Genomic DNA, 17271 nt, shown 5'->3' with positions numbered 1-17271 from the left:
CGCTTCTTTCATTGCGTTGCCTCACCCAAGGACGCGTTCGTAATGGCCCGCCAGCACCGTTCGAGATAGTCCTCGGTGAAGCGCCGGGCCGTCTGGCGGTCGCCGCAGAAGTAGACGGGAATGCCCCAATCCACGCAGATGGAAATGGCCGCGCCGAAAACCGCGTTCGGATGCGCGCCCGTGCCGTAGCTGCCTTCGAGAACATCGCGCAGCGACGCCTCGACCACGACGCAGGCGAATTCGTATTCCGCCAGCTTCCGCAACTCGGCGTGGAACCGTTTCCGGGCGCGGATGACGGTGGAGACGAAGTCCGGCATGGACTTGCGTTCCACCGCCACCCGCGTTTCGCTGCCATCCAGCGAATAATCCCCGGCGGGAAGGGCGCGGCGGACCGTGGAGAAACGCTGGGAATCGAAGGCATACGCCTCCTGTTCCCGCGTGTCGGTGATGATGGGGATGCGGCTGTCCATCAGAACGGCAGGAACTCCCCGGTAGCGTCTTCGCCGCCGTTCGCCGCGTGGCTGGACGGCAAATCAATGTGAATACGCTTGTTCAGGTAGACGTTGACATACTCGCCGTTGGTCTTCTTCTGCACTTCGAGCGTCACGTCGAGGAGTTCGCCCAGGCGATTGGGCAGGTCGGAAAGTTTCAGGTTCTGTACGTCCATCCCGCACGTGGCGAGATCGTTCTTGAGCCACTTCACGTTCTCCGGACTGGCGATCATGTTGTTGCGGAAGAGATAGCGCCCTGCGCAGCGCGGCCCGACGATCTTGAGTTGCCACTTGAGCATGGGCGCGTTGGTCTGCTTGGACCTGGCCATCTCGACCTTGTCCACCAGCACCTGGTACTTGCCGTCGGGCGGCTCCTCGAATTCCTTCTCCTCGACCGGCGCGCCGGCGAAGTCGTCGTCGTATTGGGCCAGGTCGAATTCGTCATGCTGTTCGTCGTTGGGAAAACCGTTCGTTTCCATGGGCGTATCTCCTTACTTGGCGGGTTTGGCCGGTCCGGCGACCGCCGGAGCAGCGGGTTGCTTGGGGGATTCAAAGGCCTTGGCGAAGGCCGGGAAGCTGAGGTCCATGACTTCGGGAAGACAGCCGAAGCGGTCGCCCGCGTCGTAATTGGGGTTGGGCTTGGTGCGCACGACGCGCCGGTAGCGGCGGGTGCCGTCCTCGGCCTGCTCGACCTGGACATCGCAGTACAGGATGAGGTCCACGAGGCCGATGACGATCTGCCGGAAGGACTCCGACAAGGTCGGCACCGTGCGCGTGACGGTCCCGGTGCGCGTTTCCAGGTCGCGGTCCTGCGAGTGGCTGATGAGAATCAGGCCATAGGGTAGGTGGGCGAGCTTCGTCAGGACGCGGTAGATTTCGTTCTTGATCAGCCCGTAGATCTTGCCGTGCGAACCGTCGGATTCGTGTTCGACGCCGCGCTTTTGGCAGATATGCTCCGCGCAGAGCCGGTAGAGGATGTCGATAGTGTCGATGACAATGGTCTTGAACGGGTGATCGCCCTTGGCCAGTTCCCCGCAAACCTCCAGGAACTCGGCCCAGTTCGTGACGGGGTATTGATACACTTCGAGCGCATTCAGGCCTGGCTCGGTCGCGATAAAGATGGCATCGGGCGCCTGGGACGCGAACGTGCTCTTCCCGATCTTCGAGGGGCCGTAGAGAAGAATGGAAACGTCGCTGAGCGAACGTTTCGCGGGCGTTTTGGCTGTCGGCAAGGGCATGGCATGAGTCTCCTTTGGGGTCAGAAAGCGGGTTTGTCCAGGGTGTTCTCGCCGTCGCGCAGTTCGGTGTGCGGCAGCTCGCGGCGATAGAAGTTCTCGATGACGTTGGGGCTGCCGCCCGAGCGGCAGAGTGCGAAATACGGGCAGGGGCGGCCGTACGTGAAGCATTGGGAAGTGTTCTGGTAGAAGACGCCCCGGCGGCGCGCGTCGAGGAATGACCGCGTCAGTTCCCAGAGTTCCGCGCGAAGCGTGTCGAACTGGTCGCGGCTGACGAACAGCATTTCCCTGTGGAAAGCGTCGGGCTGCGCGTACCACTCGGCCAGCCTCGTCTGGAACTCCTCGTCCATTTCCGGCTCGCGGCGTTTCGCGGAGGTCTTGCCTGTTTTAGACTTGGCGATGAGTTCCGCGCACCGCGCCTCATACTCGGCCTCGGTTTCGCCCTGCTTCTGGCGCAGTTTCGCCTTGGCGAGAATGTTGTAGATGACGCCGCTGATGCGCCAGCCGAAGGTCTGCTCGATGTACCAGCAATAGAGCTGAATCTGGAAGTCGCCCCAGAGCCGTTCCAGGTAGCCGGAATCGATCTGCGAGGCCGTCTTGTGTTCGAGCAGGAAGTACTGGCCGTCCTTACGGACGATGCCGTCCACCTTGCCCGCCAGCGAGAAACTGCGCGAGGGCGCGCCCGTGGCGGGGTTGACGATCTTTTCCTCGAAGCCCTTCTCCAGTGCGACGATCTCGAAGTCCTCCTCGGGATAGCGCGCGGCGTAGGCTTTGACCATCGCCGTGGCGAGGTGCCACTCCGCGAGAAGTTTTTCGTCGCCGCACCGGCTTGCGTACGTGCGATCAAGGTGTTCGAGCACGCGGTCGAGGTCGCGATGGCGGTGCCAGAGTTCGAGACAAGCGTGTATCACCGCGCCGAACGCCAGATTGTGGTCGCTCTCCAGCGGTGCGAGTTCCTTCAGGTACCGCCATTCGCAGGCCTTGCGGCAGTTGCGGAAGGCGGACCACATCGAATAGGTAGTGCGCATCTTCTCGCTCATACCGCCGCTCCCGCCGCCGCGGTGCGGCAACCGCCTTGTCCCGAGCAGGCATGCGCGGATTCACGGGTGATGTCCACGGCCTTCTCGCCATACTCGCGGGTGACATAGCCGGTGAAGATCTTTGCGAGGTCCGCGCCGATGCGCGTTCCCGCGTCGATAAGACAGATGCGCCGGTCCTTGTCCAGCCGGAAACGACCATCCATCCGGACGCGCGCCCGACCGTGGAGGCTCTCGACGGCCATCAGGGCCAACGTGAGCGTTTCTTCGATGTCGCGCGCGGGCACCGCCCGGGCGAATCGGTAACGGTAGCTTTGATTTTTCATGGGTACTCCCTTCTGAGATTCCTGTGTTTCGCCCGAGGCCTCGGCGTTGAGCGGCGCCGCGTTGACACCGCTCACTGGTTACTTACCGGAGAAATCCGGAAACTGTCGGGGCCTACGGCGCTTCGCTCATAGTCCCGCGGCACTCAAGGCATCGCGGAGCCGCTTCAATCGGTAGTAGAGGGTGGTTCGAGGTATGCCCGTGTCTTGCGCGATACGGTGCATGTTCGTGTTCAGGAGCAGATCCCAGAGTTCGCGCAGGTCGCTGGGAAGAGCATTGAGCGCGGCCTGCAGATCAAGCGTGAGCGCAATGTCATTGCCGTCCGCCGCCGATGGGTCGGGATACCAGTCACCGCGCGGCGCTCCGTCATCGTCTTCCCGCCATGCAGGGTCGTCCAACGACTCCTGGCATAGCCGCCAGTCCCGGCAGCCAGCGCGACGTTCCTCGATGAGAGTCGCGATCCGGTGATCGACAACGCGCGCCATGAACGTGCTGCGTTTGCTCTTGCTTGGGTCGTAATTTTCCAGGCGCGCGAGGAGATCCATCGCGAGCTCCTGCTCGATATCTCCGCAATCCGACTTGGTGAATCCGGCCTTGCCGATGATCTGACGGGCTTTGTTCTTGATGAGGTCATGGGCGTAGTCGCCCAATTCGTGGTACTTGTTCTGGTGATGCATTTCGCGCTCCTTCCCGGACGGGAGGGAGTCGCGTGGATGCCGGCGCGAACCGTGAAAGGGACGGACAGACAGAAAGCGGAGGCCGAAATGGAATCGCCGCAATCAACCGATCTCTCGGTTCGGCGACATCCACAACGGCCTCCGCTTGGCGTCCGGTCCTTTGTCTGATGCCTTGGTTTGTTTTTCCGGCCTAGACGGCCTGCTCTTCGACAGTCATGTCGAAGGGCAATCCGCCCTTGATTTCCAACTTCAGGATGAGTCCATCGCCCAGCCGCTCAATGGCGTCGAAGAGTTCGACGACCTTGTCCTTGAGGGCGAAATCCTCCAGTGCGGCTTCGGGCCGGGGCTGATTGTCCCCGCCGAAACGGATCTGCCGCTCGATCTTCGTCATGGGCGTGAAACGGGGCTCTCCGCCGATGACCTGGATGTTCCTGATGCGGCCGAAGTTGAGAGCCTGCATCTGTTCGAGCAGGTTTCGGCGCGCGCGGGTCAGTTCCCGCTTGGTGGGATTCTTCATTGTCGATTGAACCGTCATGTCTTACCTCCAGATGTTTGGTTTTGCTGGCGCCATTTCGCCGTGTTACGGGTGAAATCATGCGGGCAAAACGCCACCCACCTGCAGGGCAGGTCTGGATTCGACCGGACGGGTCTCAAAAACAAAACCGGAGAAAAGTCCGCATTATCGGGACTCTTCTCCGGCACATTGCTTCCGACCGGACAGGTCTAAATTTGACCGGTCATGTCTCGGTTTCGGGTTGTATCGGGGGACGGATGGCGACCGAAACCGGGTTCAAACGATAGCCATATTCACCATCGCCCTTACCTTTCCATCGAACGGTCTCGATGACGTCGCATTCATCGATGGGCATACCCGTGTTTCTCTTGACCGCTGTCTCGATGTTCTTCCGAATACGGCCAATCGCCTTGCTCAGCGACTCATCCGAGGCAGGCTCATCTCCCGTTTCGTCATAGAGGAGGGAACACAAGTCCTTCGTGGGAATGGCAGTCGAGTCCTCGTCCGCAGCTTCGTCAGAGAATCTGGCCAGGAAACGCTTGTACAGGATGTTGAAGATACTGTACGCCGTTCTTGATTGCTTGGCGACTACTTGAAATCCATTCACGAACACCTCCCGATCGCTCATTCGCACCACAAATAAGCGGTCGGGATTCGGGGGCATCTCCACTTCGAAAGAAGCCGGATGACGTCTGCCCTTTGTGTAGATCGGCAACGATGAATTACCGAGATTGCTTGGTGGTGGAGATGTGGCCCTGGCATGAAGGAGCGACTTGATCTCGGCGTCTCCGCTCAGGAGTTCGGCCAGCGCAACAACCGGTATCCAGTCTTCCTTGAGAAAACGTTCCACCTTGCCTCGCGGATTGACGACAAGCCACAGTGCCTTGTTCTTGTTCGCAACCGCCCATTCACGCGTCATGTATTGACACGACTCGCAGAAATCAACGACGCATAGCCAGATGTCTTCACCACCAATTTCGATGCGGTAGACCCACGGCGCCTTCTCCTTCCAGGGAAGCCCCGTCCGCTCAAGCGCGGATTCGACATAGGCCTTGACTCCCTCCGGCACGATGCTAAACCGCAGTTCGTCATACCGCTTCTTTCTGCCGGGTAGAATGCGCCGGTCGCAATCCGGACACTTGTAGTCCTCGCCATAGAGGTCGAACCCTTCTTCGATATAGATGCGCCCGCGGCAATTACGGTTCTTGACGAAGCGGAAGTCCTCAATATCCTCGGCGTTGGCGCAGCGGACATATTGCCGTTCCTCCAGCGCCAGGATTCCCAGCTTCTCCAGCGGCGCCGCCGCTTGGCGAAGCTCACTGGATGGAACGGCTCGCGCACCGTCGGCCAGAAGTCTGTCGAGAAGATCAGGACTGCTTCTTGAAACGTTTTTCCGTCGAGAGGATGGGGATGCCATAGGTTTTCCTCATGTGGTTTTCGAATTCCTGGCGTTCGAATACGTTCAAACGGTTGTCGGAATAGCGGACGACAAACTCGTCATCCTCATGTTCCTCATCCCGCTCGAAGATGACGCTCACGCGTTTCTTGGCGAAGCAGACCTTGATGCTCTCGATATTGCTCAAGTGCTCCAGGAGGCCGCCTATCACCGACTCGAAGTGCGCGATGGCCGGGCCGATGGCCTTCTGGTCGGAGATCTTCAGTTTTGGCGAACCATCGAGGGGCGAATTTGTGAAGATCAGTTCCACGAATGTCATCTTTTCGTCCTGGCCCTCCTTCAGGCAAGCCAGCAGGCGTTCCAGTTGCTTGGCATATGTCACTTCGGATTCATTGGCGTAGGAGACCTCCTTGCCAAAATATCCGGACGCCAGTTGATTGGCGAGTTCCAGGGACTCGGCGATGCTGCGTGAAGCGATGTTGACACGTTTGGCGCCATCCTCGAAATCCAGAATGATCCATTCGGGACGGTGCCCGTGGATGATCTTGTTTTCGTGGACGATATGCTCGGGGCGCTCGGCGCGGCGAACGAAGACAAGGAGTCTGCCGTTCAGTTCGATTACGTCCCGAAACTCGCTCGTATGTCCGTCGGCAAGAGAACTGTCCGCTTGGCGCAACGCTCCACGGACATCGTCCGAACGCAGGTAGTCTTCAAAGGTTCGGTCGGCGGGTTTTCGCGCCTGGGTACTCATTTCCATCCGGGCGAAGCCCTTGCGGTGTATCTTGCTCAGGTGAAATACGTCACGCAGCAGCATCGGGTTTTCCCGGTAGAGCGCGAACAGAAGAGCGGGCACGTCAAATTTCTCATCGTTCACCCGGCATTGCTCGACGACCTCTTTGGGAAGACGCCGCTGAGCCAGTTCGACAACGGCGATGCTGGACTGACGGTTGGCAAAGCAGGCAACCAAATGATAGGGGGTCAAGGTTCCGTTGCACGCCTGTATCGCCGCGCGCCGCGTGTGTATGGTGTCTTCTGCCGCGAGACCAAGGTTCCGGCAGAGAATCGCCGCGCATCGCCCATTCAGACTTCCGGCCCACTCGGACAGGTGTCCATCATTGCTCAGTCGCCGAAGAATATCCTCCAGACCAAGTTCCAAGTCGTTTTCCCAGAACTCCGCGAGTGGGGCGCCGACTTTGCGCATGCTCTCATTGAACGCGTTCCGCATCAGCAGAATCTCCTTTCATGTTGTGGCAGCCGCACTCACGGCTGATAGAGTGAAATAAACACTAAACACTCAAGCCAAAAAAAAGAGAGAACCGGGATCATTCCCAGCCTCCCGAAAACAAATCCGGCTCCGGTTTCTCGGGCAGAACGAGCTTCAGATTCTCCAGGCGAATCTGCATCGCTTGGCCGGACACGTTGAACCGTCTTGCCATCTCCCGTGCGACCTTGACCGTCGGACGCTTTTCACCCCACCGATCCTTCAGTTGCTCGATCTCCTCGAAAGCAACGTATTGTCCGGATGATCCGTAGACCTGTGCCCAAGTCTTGAAGACGCGATCCTCGGGCATGAGCAGGTACCCCGCGAAACAATCGGCCTGCCATTCCATCGGTTCCCTGGACTGGCTGGACCGGCAGACGATGGACGGCTCGGTCTGAAAATCGAACAACGATGGCTGGTCGGGAGGATCGCAGATCTGAAAACGATGGAGTTCCCAGTGGCCAACCTCATGTGCGAGCGTGAAATTGAAACGACCTTCCTTGGAAGGGTTGTCCGTCGGCTCCAAGGTCTGGTCGATCATCACGGTCCGTGACTCGATCCACGTAGCGCCGAGCACATCATTCAAACCAAGCCGATTGGCCAGATCGCCGATCTCGAGCGTCAGCCCCAGTGAACACTCAAGAATGGCATCCACCGGTACCGGCGCATCGTCCGGGAGGCCGTACTGGCGCGCATATAAGTGAATCAGCGCTTCGGCCGCTCTCTCGATATGCTGCTTTGGCATGTACTTGACGGAATGAAGACGGCTCACTGCTTTTCTGCATCTCCCTTCTCCTCCGGATTCACCATGCGAGCCGTCATCTTGCGGATCTCTTCTTCGCTTCGGCCGTGAGCGACGCGAAGAAAGTCGGCGAGGGCTTTGGGTTTCTTTCGGATGATCTCGGCGATATCCGGATCGACCTTGCCGGCCAGAGCGAGCAGTTCATCGGCATTACATTCCAAAAGCGCGGCCATCTTCTTTATGTTCTCCGCACTGGGAGGGTCGAACTCGCCATTCTCGATTTTGCTCACGAACGTGGGGCTGATGCCCACCTTGGCCGCAAACTGGCGGAGCGAGAAAGATGGATCGGTCTCCATCTTCCTTTTCCGCAGTTCCTGGATGCGTTTTCCAAACTCAATGTTTCCCGTCATGTCCACTCGCTTCCTGTCATCCGTCGGGCCAAACAACCCCGAGACATTTGGGTGTCTCATCCTGGGTGTTGAGGAATATATAAACACACTGAACCGCATGTTGTCAAGCCCCGGCGTCCGTTTGCGTAAACTCCGTCAGTTTCTTGTTCTCGCCGGTAGATAACCCTTGGGGGTCGATATCGCGACTACCCGTGGAACAACCGACATCAGGACCAGGAGACCAATGCCCGAACGTCTGCAACCAAAGCATTCCGAGGAGCCGCATGAACCGCAAGGGCTCAATGTCGTTGCCTCGATTCTGGCGGCTGGGGTACTGCGCCTTCGAGCTAAGAGAAACCTGTCGGATACCAGAAAAAGAGATAAACGTTCTCCAAAAATGGACTTGATTTCGACCTCCGAACGAAGCGTTCATGACCACCGGAAACAACGTTGAAGGAGGTTCAATGAACGCAAAAAACAAGGAGATAGAAGCCGGGACGAACGGGAACGCGCGTCTGCGGGGAACGGTCCTGCGGCAGTTGGCCGCACTGGCCAAAATGAAGACCCCGGAGTTGCGTGAGAAATGGCGGGAACTGAATGGCACCGAGCCGCCCGCATACAACCGCCAGCACCTTGTACGGAGACTGGCCTATCGCATCCAGGAGATGTACTACGGCGGTCTGAACGAACGCGCGAATCAGCGTCTTGTGGAACTCGGGGAAACGGATACGTTGGCGAGCGTCGCCAAGAAGCCGGAGAAAAAGACCGTAGGCGCGCAACTGGCTCCGGGAACCCGTCTCCGACGCCGCTGGCGCGGAATCGAATACGAAGTGACAGTAGTCGAACGCGGATTCCTTTACAAGGGAAAGGTCTACCGCTCGCTGACGGCGGTATCGGAAACCATAACGGGAATGAAGCGAAGCGGCCGGGATTTCTTTGGTTTGCCTCGTATCAGGAGCTGCAAGAGGAAACTGCGGAATGCGTGAGACAGGTCGTAATTCGCGAAATGAACAGACCGTGCTCCGCTGCGCCATATACACCCGCAAGAGCCATGAAGACGGTCTGGAACAGGATTTCAATTCACTGGATGCCCAACGGGAAGCGTGCGAGGCATTTATCCGCAGCCAGGCCGCTCGTGGCTGGGTAAAGGCGCCCGGTCAGTATGATGACGGCGGTTTCTCCGGTGGCACGATGGAACGCCCGGCTCTGAAACGGCTTCTCAAGGATATCGACGCGGGCGAAGTGAACACCATCGTCGTCTACAAGATAGACCGGCTGTCCCGTTCGCTGCTGGATTTCTTCCGCATGGTCGAACTCTTCGAGGAACGAGGCGTCAGCTTCGTCTCGGTCACCGAGCAATTCAACACCACCGATTCCTCTGGACGGCTCATGCTGGGCATCCTGATGTCCTTCGCGCAGTATGAACGGGAAATCGCGGGCGAGCGTATCCGGGACAAGGTAGCCGCCGCCAAGCGGCACGGAAAATGGTGCGGCGGCCCGCCGCCCCTCGGATACGACGTGGACCGCGCGAACAAACGGCTCGTGGTCAATGAAGCGGAAGCGGCCGTCGTGCGTCGTATCTTCCAGCGCTTCTATCAGACGAGTTCCACGATTCAGGTCGTGCGTGAACTGAACGCCGATGGCGTGGCTACCAAGGCATGGAAAACGAAGAAAGGAAAGAACCGGGAAGGCCATGCCTGGGATATAGGGGCGATTCGCCGGGTGATCTGGAATCAGGTTTACACGGGAGAGGTCAATCACAACGGCAACGTCTATCAGGGTGAACACGAGGCTATCATCGACAAGGAGCTTTGGGAGCGAACCCGCGCGTTGCTCGACAACAACCATCGCACGAGATGTCACTCACGAAGGATCACCACGGACTCGCCGCTGCGAGGCTTGATACGATGCGGGCATTGCGACAGAGCCATGAGTCCAAGCTACACAAAGGGACAGGGACGGGAAGTGCATTATTACCTCTGCCAAGCCGCTCATAAACGCGGCGCTGGCGCCTGCCCGGTAAGCCGCGTCCCCAAGGGAGAAATCGAGAAGGTCGTCGTTGAACAGATCGGGGCGGTGTTTCGCACGCCGGCGCTGGTCGCGAGGACGTTCATGGCCGCGCGAAGTCAGGAGGACGCGGATCGCGAACGGTGGAATGATGAACGCGCCCGGCTCAGGGAAGAACTCGCCGCCATCCAGAACAAGGCGGTCGAGTTTGTGAGGGCGGGAGGCGATCCAGGTCAAATAATGACCCTCAACGAAAAGGCCTCATCCATTGGTGGACGGCTGGACCAGGTCGAGCGGGAACTTGGCGGGCTGGGCATGGAGCGCATCACCGAACACGATGTCGCGAAAGCCTTTGGCACGCTCGAGGAACTCTGGGAGGTGCTCTTCCCCGCGGAAAAATACCGCCTTGTCCACATGTTGGTCGAGCGCATCACCGTGTGGTTGGACGGGATAGACCTGAAACTGAAGGCCGTCGGTGTCGCGGGTCTTGTCTCCGACCTGACTGCCTACGCCGACGAAGCGCGGCGACGCGGAGAACTATCATGACCGAAGGACAAGTCACTATCAGGCCAACCGAGGACGGTGGCTTGCTGATTCATGTGCCCATGCTTGTGCGGAGGCGCGGCGGACGCAGGCTTATCATTGCACCGGAGGGGCTGGATGGCGCCTCCACGGATGATCGCCCCGCCAATCAGGAACGGCTGGTTTCCATCCTGGCCCGCGCACACGCCTGGACCCGGCTGCTCGACAACGGACATTTCAAATCGACCGGCCAGCTTGCCGCGGCGGTGAAGAAAGACCCGTCGTATGTCGCCCGGGTTCTGCGGCTGGCCACGCTCGCCCCGGACATCACCCAAGCCATCCTGGACGGCCGGGAACCCGATGGCTTGTCGTACATGAAGCTTGTCAAGGTTCTGTCATACGACTGGGACGAGCAGCGCCAAGCCCTCGGGTTCACGTAACCGCCAGTCTGATCACCTTCAATATTGATGCCGGAAGCCGCCCCCTGAGCTTCCGGCATTTTGCTGTCTTGCCCGGTTCGCCCGGAGGCTCTTTTTGAGCAGGAAATACGCCCCAAGAGGAAGCCTGCTTAAGAATCGCTTCCACCCCAGGAAGCCCAACTTGAGAACGCTTCTCGCCGGAATGCGTTTAGCCTTTGTTTACGGGGGTGAGGCGTATTCAAAACCGGACGTGGGTTCGTGAACTTGCTTTTCGTCCCTGTTTCCGGCGACACCGATTGTATCCCGTTCGCAACCTACGAAAAATGTCACGTTTGTATCTGGTTGAAATACAAGGGATTACGCCAAACGGCAATTCCGGACTCAGTCCAGAATTATTGGAGAGAATAGAGAAAACCGGGGAGAAATGTGCCCGAATAGAGCGAAGATGTGCGGGGGCAAGTCCGGTTTTCGCGGGGGCGTCGAACGCGCGAAAGCCCGCGAATATTGGCCGAAAACGCGAAACGCTCCTGCGGAGATCATCTCCGAAGGAGCGCAGTTGCGAAGAGAAGAATGGTGGAGGCGGGGGGAATCGAACCCCCGTCCGAAGGCGCTTCGGCGTGCGTATCTACATGCTTAGCCTTTCGATTGGGATTCGCCATCCGTGACGTCGTCAGGCGCGGCATCACGGACCGCTAGGTGCACTGAATACCCGCTTGCCGGCTATGCGCCGCGACCGGGGCGGGACCCGCTGTCGGCGCCCTGTCCGTCTAGCAGGCGGTCAACGGCAGGACGTGTCGCCTAATTAGGCGGCAAGTGCCAATGGTTCGTTGGCAGTTGTGTTTTTCCCGGTTTTTTTACGAGGCCAACCGGGGACCTCGGCATGCAACTCACGCGTCTTTCACCCCCGTCGAAACCTTGTCGCCCCCACGAAAATGCGGGTGGGAAGGATTGAACCACGGGCGCGGACGCATCTCCCGGTCATCGGATGTCATGAACTGCATAAACCATGGACCGGCAACCGGGAAACGGATTCAACTGTATAACGATGCCGGCTCCACACACCGGCATGCGTACCGTGTAAGCAGTATAATTATACCATTTTCCGTGCTGGATGGGGAAATCATTCTGATTTTTGGGTACGCCGTCTGATCGTCTCTTATTCGCCCATGATTTTTACGACCAGTCGTTTCCGGCGGCGTCCGTCGAATTCGGCGTAGTAGATTTGCTGCCACGGCCCCAGATCGAGTCTTCCCTCCGTGACGGGCACGATGACCTCGTGGTGGATGAGCAGGCTTTTGAGGTGTGCGTCGCCGTTTGTCTCCCCCGTGCCGTGATGCCGGTAATTCGGGTCGAACGGCGCGAGACGCTCGAGCCATTCGTCTATGTCCTTGATGAGTCCCGACTCGGCGTCGTTCACATAAACCCCGGCGGTAATGTGCATCGCGCTGACCAGCGCCATTCCCTCGCGAATGCCGCTTTTGTCCACGATCTCCTGGACGGTATCGGTGATATTGATGTATTCACGCTGCTGTTTCGTGTTGAACCACAAATATTTTGTTGCCGTTTTCACTGTGCCGCCATTCCTTTTTTCCGCCAACCCATGTTCGGCCGCCGCCGTTCATGCGGCAGTCCTCGTCCATTGCGAGACTGTCCTTTTTGTCCTTTGCGTCTTTTATGTCCTTTTGTTCATTGTCTTCCCTGTGGTCGTTCAATGCGATTTCAGGGGCGCTCACCGCGCGCGAGGCGTTCGTTGATGGCATCGAGCAGCGGCGGCACGTCGGCGATGCCGTCAACAACGTAGTGCGCGCCGGCCTGCGCCATGCGCGAATAGGCGCGTTGCCGTTTGGCCGCCTTGAGTTTCGGTTCCATGGCGTCGAGTTCTTCGAGCGACACGCCGACCTCGTTGCCCGTCATGGCGAGTCCGATGGTCCACATGCCCGCGTTGAGTCCCTCGTAAATATCCGGCAGCGTATCGCCCACTTTCACGATGGCTTCCATCGGATAAATGCCGAGGCGCATCGCGTTCATGAGGCACATCCATGGTTCGGGTCGTCCCGCCGGCACGTCCGTTGCGCAGACGGTCGCGTCCGGCGTATAGCCGCGTTTCGCGGCCTCCGCCTGGAGCAGGTCCATCATCTCGCGGGTGTAGCCGGTCGTCGAACCGATCTTGAGTCCGCGGGCGCGGAACGCCGCAATCGCATCGAGGCACCCCGGTACGAGGTCGGCATAGTCTGCGAGAACCTTCAACTGCGCGGGAATGAATGCCTGAAACATCTGCTCGACATCGTCGTCCGTGGGCGGCGCGCCGTGGACTTCCTGCCATTTTCCTCTGACGGCTTCCATTTGCGCGATTTGGGCGATGTGGACTCGTTTGTGGGCGCCCATTGGTTCACGCGCCTGTTCCATCGAGATTTCGACGCCGAAACGCCGGTAGATTTCGCGAAACACCACGGCGGGCGCCAGGCACCCGAAATCCATCGTCGTCCCGGCCCAATCGAGGATGACAGCCTTCAACGGCCCCCGATACGAACGCTGAAAATAGAATTCCATGCACAGTCCCTCTTTTCCTATTTATTTTCCCAAGGGCAATTCGATCCCCATGTCCGCCATGGTTTCGCGGATGGCGGCCAACAGGGCGCGGATGTCGGCTTCGAAGATGCGGCCGATGTGGCCGATGCGGAAACAGTCGGCGTTGCTGACTTTTCCCGGATAAATCACGTAGTCGCGCTCGTTCAGCCTCCGGTAGAATTCCTCGAAGGTGAAATTGGGGTGTTTCGGATAGCGAAACGAGGTAATGATGGGGCCTTGCAGTTCGGGCGCGAGATACTCCTCGAATCCCATCGCGCGCATGCCTTCGATCAGCGCGCGGTGGTTGGCGGCATACCGCGCCGCACGCCCGGTCACGCCGCCCTCCGCCTCCAGTTCGGCCAGCGCCTGATGGAAGGCGAGCAGGGCATGCGTGGGCGGGGTGAACCGAAACTGTCCGTTGGCTTCGAGACCGCGCCACTGGTTCAGGAGATCGAGGCTCAGGCTTCGCGCACAGCCCTCGGTTTCGAGCAGGCTCTTCCGCCGCGCAATCACGAATCCAAAACCCGGCACGCCCTCGATGCACTTGTTCGCGGAGGACACAAGATAGTCTATTTCGCATGCGGGCGCGTCGATCGGCACAGCGCCGAAACTGCTCATCGCATCCACGAAATAGCGCTTGCCGTACCGGTGGGCCAACTCGCCGGCCTGCCGGATTGGGTTCATGATGCCCGTGGTCGTTTCGCAATGCACAATGGCCAGATGGGTGATGGCGGGATCCCCGGAAAGCGTCTGCTCCACGCGATGCAAGTCCGGCACGGTATCTTCGGAAAATTCGATGGAGCAACACGCCACGCCGGCCACGGCGCAGATTCGAACCATCCGCTGTCCATAGGCGCCGTTGATGACGACCAGCACCTTGCCGTCGTGGGGTACGGTCGAGGTCAAGACGGCCTCGACGGCATAGGTCCCACTGCCCTGCAAGGGTATCGCCTCGTATTCGCCCGGTTTTGCGCCGGCCAAAGCGACCAGCCGTTCCCGGATGGCGCGGACCGTTGCGATGAACTCGAAGTCGCGCGATCCCAAATCGCGCAGCATGGCCTGTTTGACCGTCCGGCTGGTGGTCAGCGGACCCGGTGTAAACAGAATCTTGTCTTTCCAGCCGGCAAGCGGATGATTCATCGAACAGACTCCATGAGAGCCAAAACGGCCATTCATTCAGAATTTAACGCCGCGCAGCCAATACCCGGCGGCGAAGCAGGCCGCGCCGAACGCCAGCGTCGCCAGCGACCAAAGCAGTTTCATGCCGTGGCTGCGGAAAAACGCCTTGAATCGCTGGCCCACCGTGGGACTAATTCGCGCGACGATAACGGTAATGTTGTCCTTGCCGCCGTTCTCATTGGCGCGGTCGATCAGGCGGTGGGCTATGTCGGCCGAGGATCCGCCGCGGCGGAATTCCTCCTTGATTTCGGATTCCTTGACCATGTTGATTAGACCGTCGCTGCACAACATGAGGACATCGCCGGGCACCACGTGCCAAATGTAGGAATCAATTTCGACTTCGGGATGCGTGCCGATGCACCGGGTGACGATGTTGCGGCGCCGGTCGGATTCGGCCTCGGCGCGCGACATCAACCCGAGTTTGACCTGTTCGTCCACCCATGAATGGTCTTCGGTCTTGGCCAGGATTTCGCCGTCCCGGATGTGGTAGCAGCGCGAATCGCCCACGTTGGCGATATGCACCTTCTTGGGTTCGACCAGCGCCGCCAGCAACGTCGTACCCATCGGACGGCTCCCGCGCACCAATTCCTTATTGGTGGCATGGATGCTGTCGTTGGCCTTTCGGATGCCACCGCGGAGCACTTCCAAATAGGGCGAATCCTTGGTCTCGTCCGCTGTTTCATCGGGATCCGGCGGATCCAACTGCAATGTGTCCTTCAACAGCGACACGGCCAATTTGCTTGCGATCTCGCCGCCTACGTGGCCCCCCAGTCCGTCCGCCACGCACAGTAGCGCGCCTTCCTTGAACAAACGCAAACCGGGCGTGTCTTCACGGAAGACCCCGTAAAAATCCTCGTTGTTTCGCTTGTGCCGTCCGACATCGGACTGGGCTGCAATGTCAATGCGCATAACCGATCCCACGTTGTCCTGATTGGGAAAATAACAGACCCCCCCGCGCTCGCGCAAACAGAATGCGATCCGCCGCATCCGGCGGATCCGTCCGATCGTTCACCGCCCGCGCCAAGAGGGGGGCTGCACGAGTCACAAAGGGTCACGCTTCCTCGACGACGCGAAATCCCATCAAAGAACCCAGATCCCGCATGCTCTGGAGGCGATCGCCATAGCACACTACGCGATGCAGGAGCGTCATGACGTCGCCCTCGAGCACTCCGCCGCCCCAGTTCAGGAACATTTTCCGGGCATCGGGTACTTCCGTGACGAATTGGGTGCGGCACGCAAGCGCATCGTGGGTGACTTCGGTAATCTTCCCGGTCGAGATCAGCATGGTGTCAAGATTGATGAACTTTCCGCAGGTGACCGGCTGGCCGACGCGCATCTCGACGTCCAGCGCCACGCCGCGCCCGCTGTCGGTCTGCGTGCGGATGCTGAACGGCAATCGCTCGCCCCTGCATCCATCCATCTTCGTGGCGCAGGTGCAATGAAAATGGATAAGGGCGTTCCGGGCCGTGTCGAACACGGGATCGCTGACGAATCCGGGCACATCGAAAGCATACTGGAACATCAGCATCGTCAGGGTCGAATCCATGTCGCCTTCGCACGTGCCCACGAGTCCCAGATCGTTGAGTTTGCTGAAGGCGAAACACCCCTTGGCGGGCTCGCCCATGCAATTCGAGCTGGTCACGGCCCGGGCGCCGTGGTCCAGCATCAGTTTTTTCAGGGCAAGATAAAACCGGGACGCGTTTACGATCTCGTCCCGCGTGGGTTCGACAATCTGTTTGGCGCAGCCCATCCAGTATCGTTCGGCCTCGGCTTCGGCGGCGGCGAGATCGATGGAGCGATGCGCCTCGAGCGTTTCCTCTACGCTTATGGGCACCATCTCGATTCCCCAACGCGCCTTGACCTGCTCGGCTGAACAGGCGGGAGCTGTGCCCATCGGGCCGCGCACCACCAGGATCTTCGTCTGGCGCAACCGGGGCGCGACGCGCATCAGCCCCGCCACGCGATCCAGTTCGCTCCAATCGCTTGTGGGAAGCAGGACCACCTTCTTGCCGGCCTTCTGCCAACGCGGGAAGTACATCCACCCGTGCCCGCTGAACGGCTGCGAAAAAACGGCTGTCTGAATGTCCATGTTCACGATCTGATCCATCGCTTCCCCGGGAGAACCGCCGCCGTGACCGCTGAGATGAAACAGCATCACCCCGTCGGCGCCGGAAATGTTCGCAAGAACGGACGCCGCCTCGGCGGGCGGAATCAAATCACCACCGGTAAACTGGATCCCGCCGATTTTTTTCTCGACCCCGGCCAGATATTCGTTGAGTTTGCCGATTTCCTCGGTCGGTCGCGACATATAGATATCGCCCGTTCGCCCCACGAAAACCTTGTGGATCCTCACCGGCGGCATTTCGGGCCAACCTTCCTCGCTTGCGCCCAAGGAAGACGAAACTCCCGGTTGAGCCGCAAGCAGGATGCTTCCCGCCGCCGTCGTACCCAGAAACTGGCGCCGCGTCAATGGACAACTCATGGCCGTTGCTCCTCTCATTCGTTTGATC

General features: G+C 59.3%; 19 protein-coding genes and 1 other RNA gene. 3 read left to right on the top strand and 17 right to left on the bottom strand.

Going from position 1 to position 17271, the window contains the following annotated elements:
• Window positions 1–8 precede the first annotated feature (8 nt).
• From P5540_07850 to P5540_07800, 11 genes are all read right to left on the bottom strand, one after another.
• Window positions 9–470, bottom strand: coding sequence for an ERCC4 domain-containing protein (locus P5540_07850; GenBank protein HRT64728.1), 462 nt, complete (start codon window positions 468–470; stop codon window positions 9–11).
• The gene (locus tag P5540_07845) at window positions 470–970 is read right to left on the bottom strand and encodes a DUF669 domain-containing protein (protein HRT64727.1); all 501 of its coding nucleotides are present in this window, start codon (window positions 968–970) and stop codon (window positions 470–472) included. The genes P5540_07850 and P5540_07845 overlap by 1 nt, the downstream gene beginning before the upstream one ends.
• 12 nt (window positions 971–982) lie before the next feature.
• Window positions 983–1729 (bottom strand): ATP-binding protein, encoded by a 747-nt coding sequence (locus P5540_07840; GenBank protein ID HRT64726.1) that lies wholly within the window; start codon window positions 1727–1729, stop codon window positions 983–985.
• A 20-nt stretch (window positions 1730–1749) separates the two neighbouring features.
• Window positions 1750–2766, bottom strand: a complete 1017-nt coding sequence (locus tag P5540_07835) for a PD-(D/E)XK nuclease family protein (protein HRT64725.1) — start codon at window positions 2764–2766, stop codon at window positions 1750–1752.
• Window positions 2763–3089 carry a hypothetical protein gene (locus P5540_07830; protein HRT64724.1) on the bottom strand — a complete coding sequence of 109 codons (327 nt, stop codon included), beginning with the start codon at window positions 3087–3089 and terminating at the stop codon, window positions 2763–2765. The genes P5540_07835 and P5540_07830 overlap by 4 nt, the downstream gene beginning before the upstream one ends.
• Before the next feature lie 126 nt (window positions 3090–3215).
• Window positions 3216–3764 (bottom strand): sigma factor, encoded by a 549-nt coding sequence (locus P5540_07825; GenBank protein HRT64723.1) that lies wholly within the window; start codon window positions 3762–3764, stop codon window positions 3216–3218.
• Between the two features lie 190 nt (window positions 3765–3954).
• Window positions 3955–4299 carry a hypothetical protein gene (locus P5540_07820; protein ID HRT64722.1) on the bottom strand — a complete coding sequence of 115 codons (345 nt, stop codon included), beginning with the start codon at window positions 4297–4299 and terminating at the stop codon, window positions 3955–3957.
• Window positions 4300–4501: 202 nt separating this feature from the next.
• Window positions 4502–5695, bottom strand: coding sequence for a hypothetical protein (locus P5540_07815; GenBank protein HRT64721.1), 1194 nt, complete (start codon window positions 5693–5695; stop codon window positions 4502–4504).
• Window positions 5646–6899, bottom strand: a complete 1254-nt coding sequence (locus P5540_07810; protein ID HRT64720.1) for a hypothetical protein — start codon at window positions 6897–6899, stop codon at window positions 5646–5648. Before P5540_07810 ends, P5540_07815 begins: the two co-directional genes overlap by 50 nt.
• 97 nt (window positions 6900–6996) lie before the next feature.
• Window positions 6997–7707: an ImmA/IrrE family metallo-endopeptidase gene (locus P5540_07805; GenBank protein ID HRT64719.1), complete on the bottom strand. Its 711-nt coding sequence runs from the start codon at window positions 7705–7707 to the stop codon at window positions 6997–6999.
• Window positions 7704–8087 (bottom strand): helix-turn-helix domain-containing protein, encoded by a 384-nt coding sequence (locus tag P5540_07800; GenBank protein HRT64718.1) that lies wholly within the window; start codon window positions 8085–8087, stop codon window positions 7704–7706. Before P5540_07800 ends, P5540_07805 begins: the two co-directional genes overlap by 4 nt.
• 443 nt (window positions 8088–8530) lie before the next feature.
• Between P5540_07800 and P5540_07795 the strand changes: the two genes are divergently transcribed.
• Genes P5540_07795 through P5540_07785 form a run of 3 tightly spaced genes read left to right on the top strand, consistent with a single transcriptional unit; the run spans window position 8531 to window position 11035 of the window.
• A complete protein-coding gene (locus tag P5540_07795; protein ID HRT64717.1) occupies window positions 8531–9052 on the top strand; it encodes a DUF2924 domain-containing protein in 522 nt (173 codons plus the stop codon).
• The gene (locus tag P5540_07790) at window positions 9045–10619 is read left to right on the top strand and encodes a recombinase family protein (protein ID HRT64716.1); all 1575 of its coding nucleotides are present in this window, start codon (window positions 9045–9047) and stop codon (window positions 10617–10619) included. Before P5540_07795 ends, P5540_07790 begins: the two co-directional genes overlap by 8 nt.
• A complete protein-coding gene (locus P5540_07785) occupies window positions 10616–11035 on the top strand; it encodes a hypothetical protein (protein ID HRT64715.1) in 420 nt (139 codons plus the stop codon). Before P5540_07790 ends, P5540_07785 begins: the two co-directional genes overlap by 4 nt.
• Before the next feature lie 550 nt (window positions 11036–11585).
• Here the strand turns inward: P5540_07785 and ssrA are convergent.
• The 6 genes from ssrA to P5540_07755 form a co-directional block, all read right to left on the bottom strand.
• Window positions 11586–11940: a transfer-messenger RNA gene (gene ssrA, locus P5540_07780) on the bottom strand.
• A 230-nt stretch (window positions 11941–12170) separates the two neighbouring features.
• Window positions 12171–12584: a secondary thiamine-phosphate synthase enzyme YjbQ gene (locus P5540_07775; protein ID HRT64714.1), complete on the bottom strand. Its 414-nt coding sequence runs from the start codon at window positions 12582–12584 to the stop codon at window positions 12171–12173.
• Between the two features lie 149 nt (window positions 12585–12733).
• Window positions 12734–13564 (bottom strand): phosphonoacetaldehyde hydrolase, encoded by an 831-nt coding sequence (locus P5540_07770; protein HRT64713.1) that lies wholly within the window; start codon window positions 13562–13564, stop codon window positions 12734–12736.
• A 21-nt stretch (window positions 13565–13585) separates the two neighbouring features.
• The gene (locus P5540_07765) at window positions 13586–14722 is read right to left on the bottom strand and encodes a 2-aminoethylphosphonate--pyruvate transaminase (GenBank protein HRT64712.1); all 1137 of its coding nucleotides are present in this window, start codon (window positions 14720–14722) and stop codon (window positions 13586–13588) included.
• 36 nt (window positions 14723–14758) lie between these two features.
• Entirely contained in the window at window positions 14759–15748 is a 990-nt protein-coding gene (locus tag P5540_07760) for a protein phosphatase 2C domain-containing protein (protein HRT64711.1), read from the bottom strand.
• A gap of 64 nt (window positions 15749–15812) precedes the next feature.
• Window positions 15813–17243 (bottom strand): hypothetical protein, encoded by a 1431-nt coding sequence (locus P5540_07755; protein ID HRT64710.1) that lies wholly within the window; start codon window positions 17241–17243, stop codon window positions 15813–15815.
• Between the last annotated feature and the right edge of the window lie 28 nt (window positions 17244–17271).

It is taken from the genome of Candidatus Hydrogenedentota bacterium, assembly GCA_035450225.1.
GTDB lineage: Bacteria > Hydrogenedentota > Hydrogenedentia > Hydrogenedentales > SLHB01 > DSVR01.
Note: the sequence above shows the minus strand (reverse complement) of the source record. Positions and strands in the feature narration are given on the sequence as shown.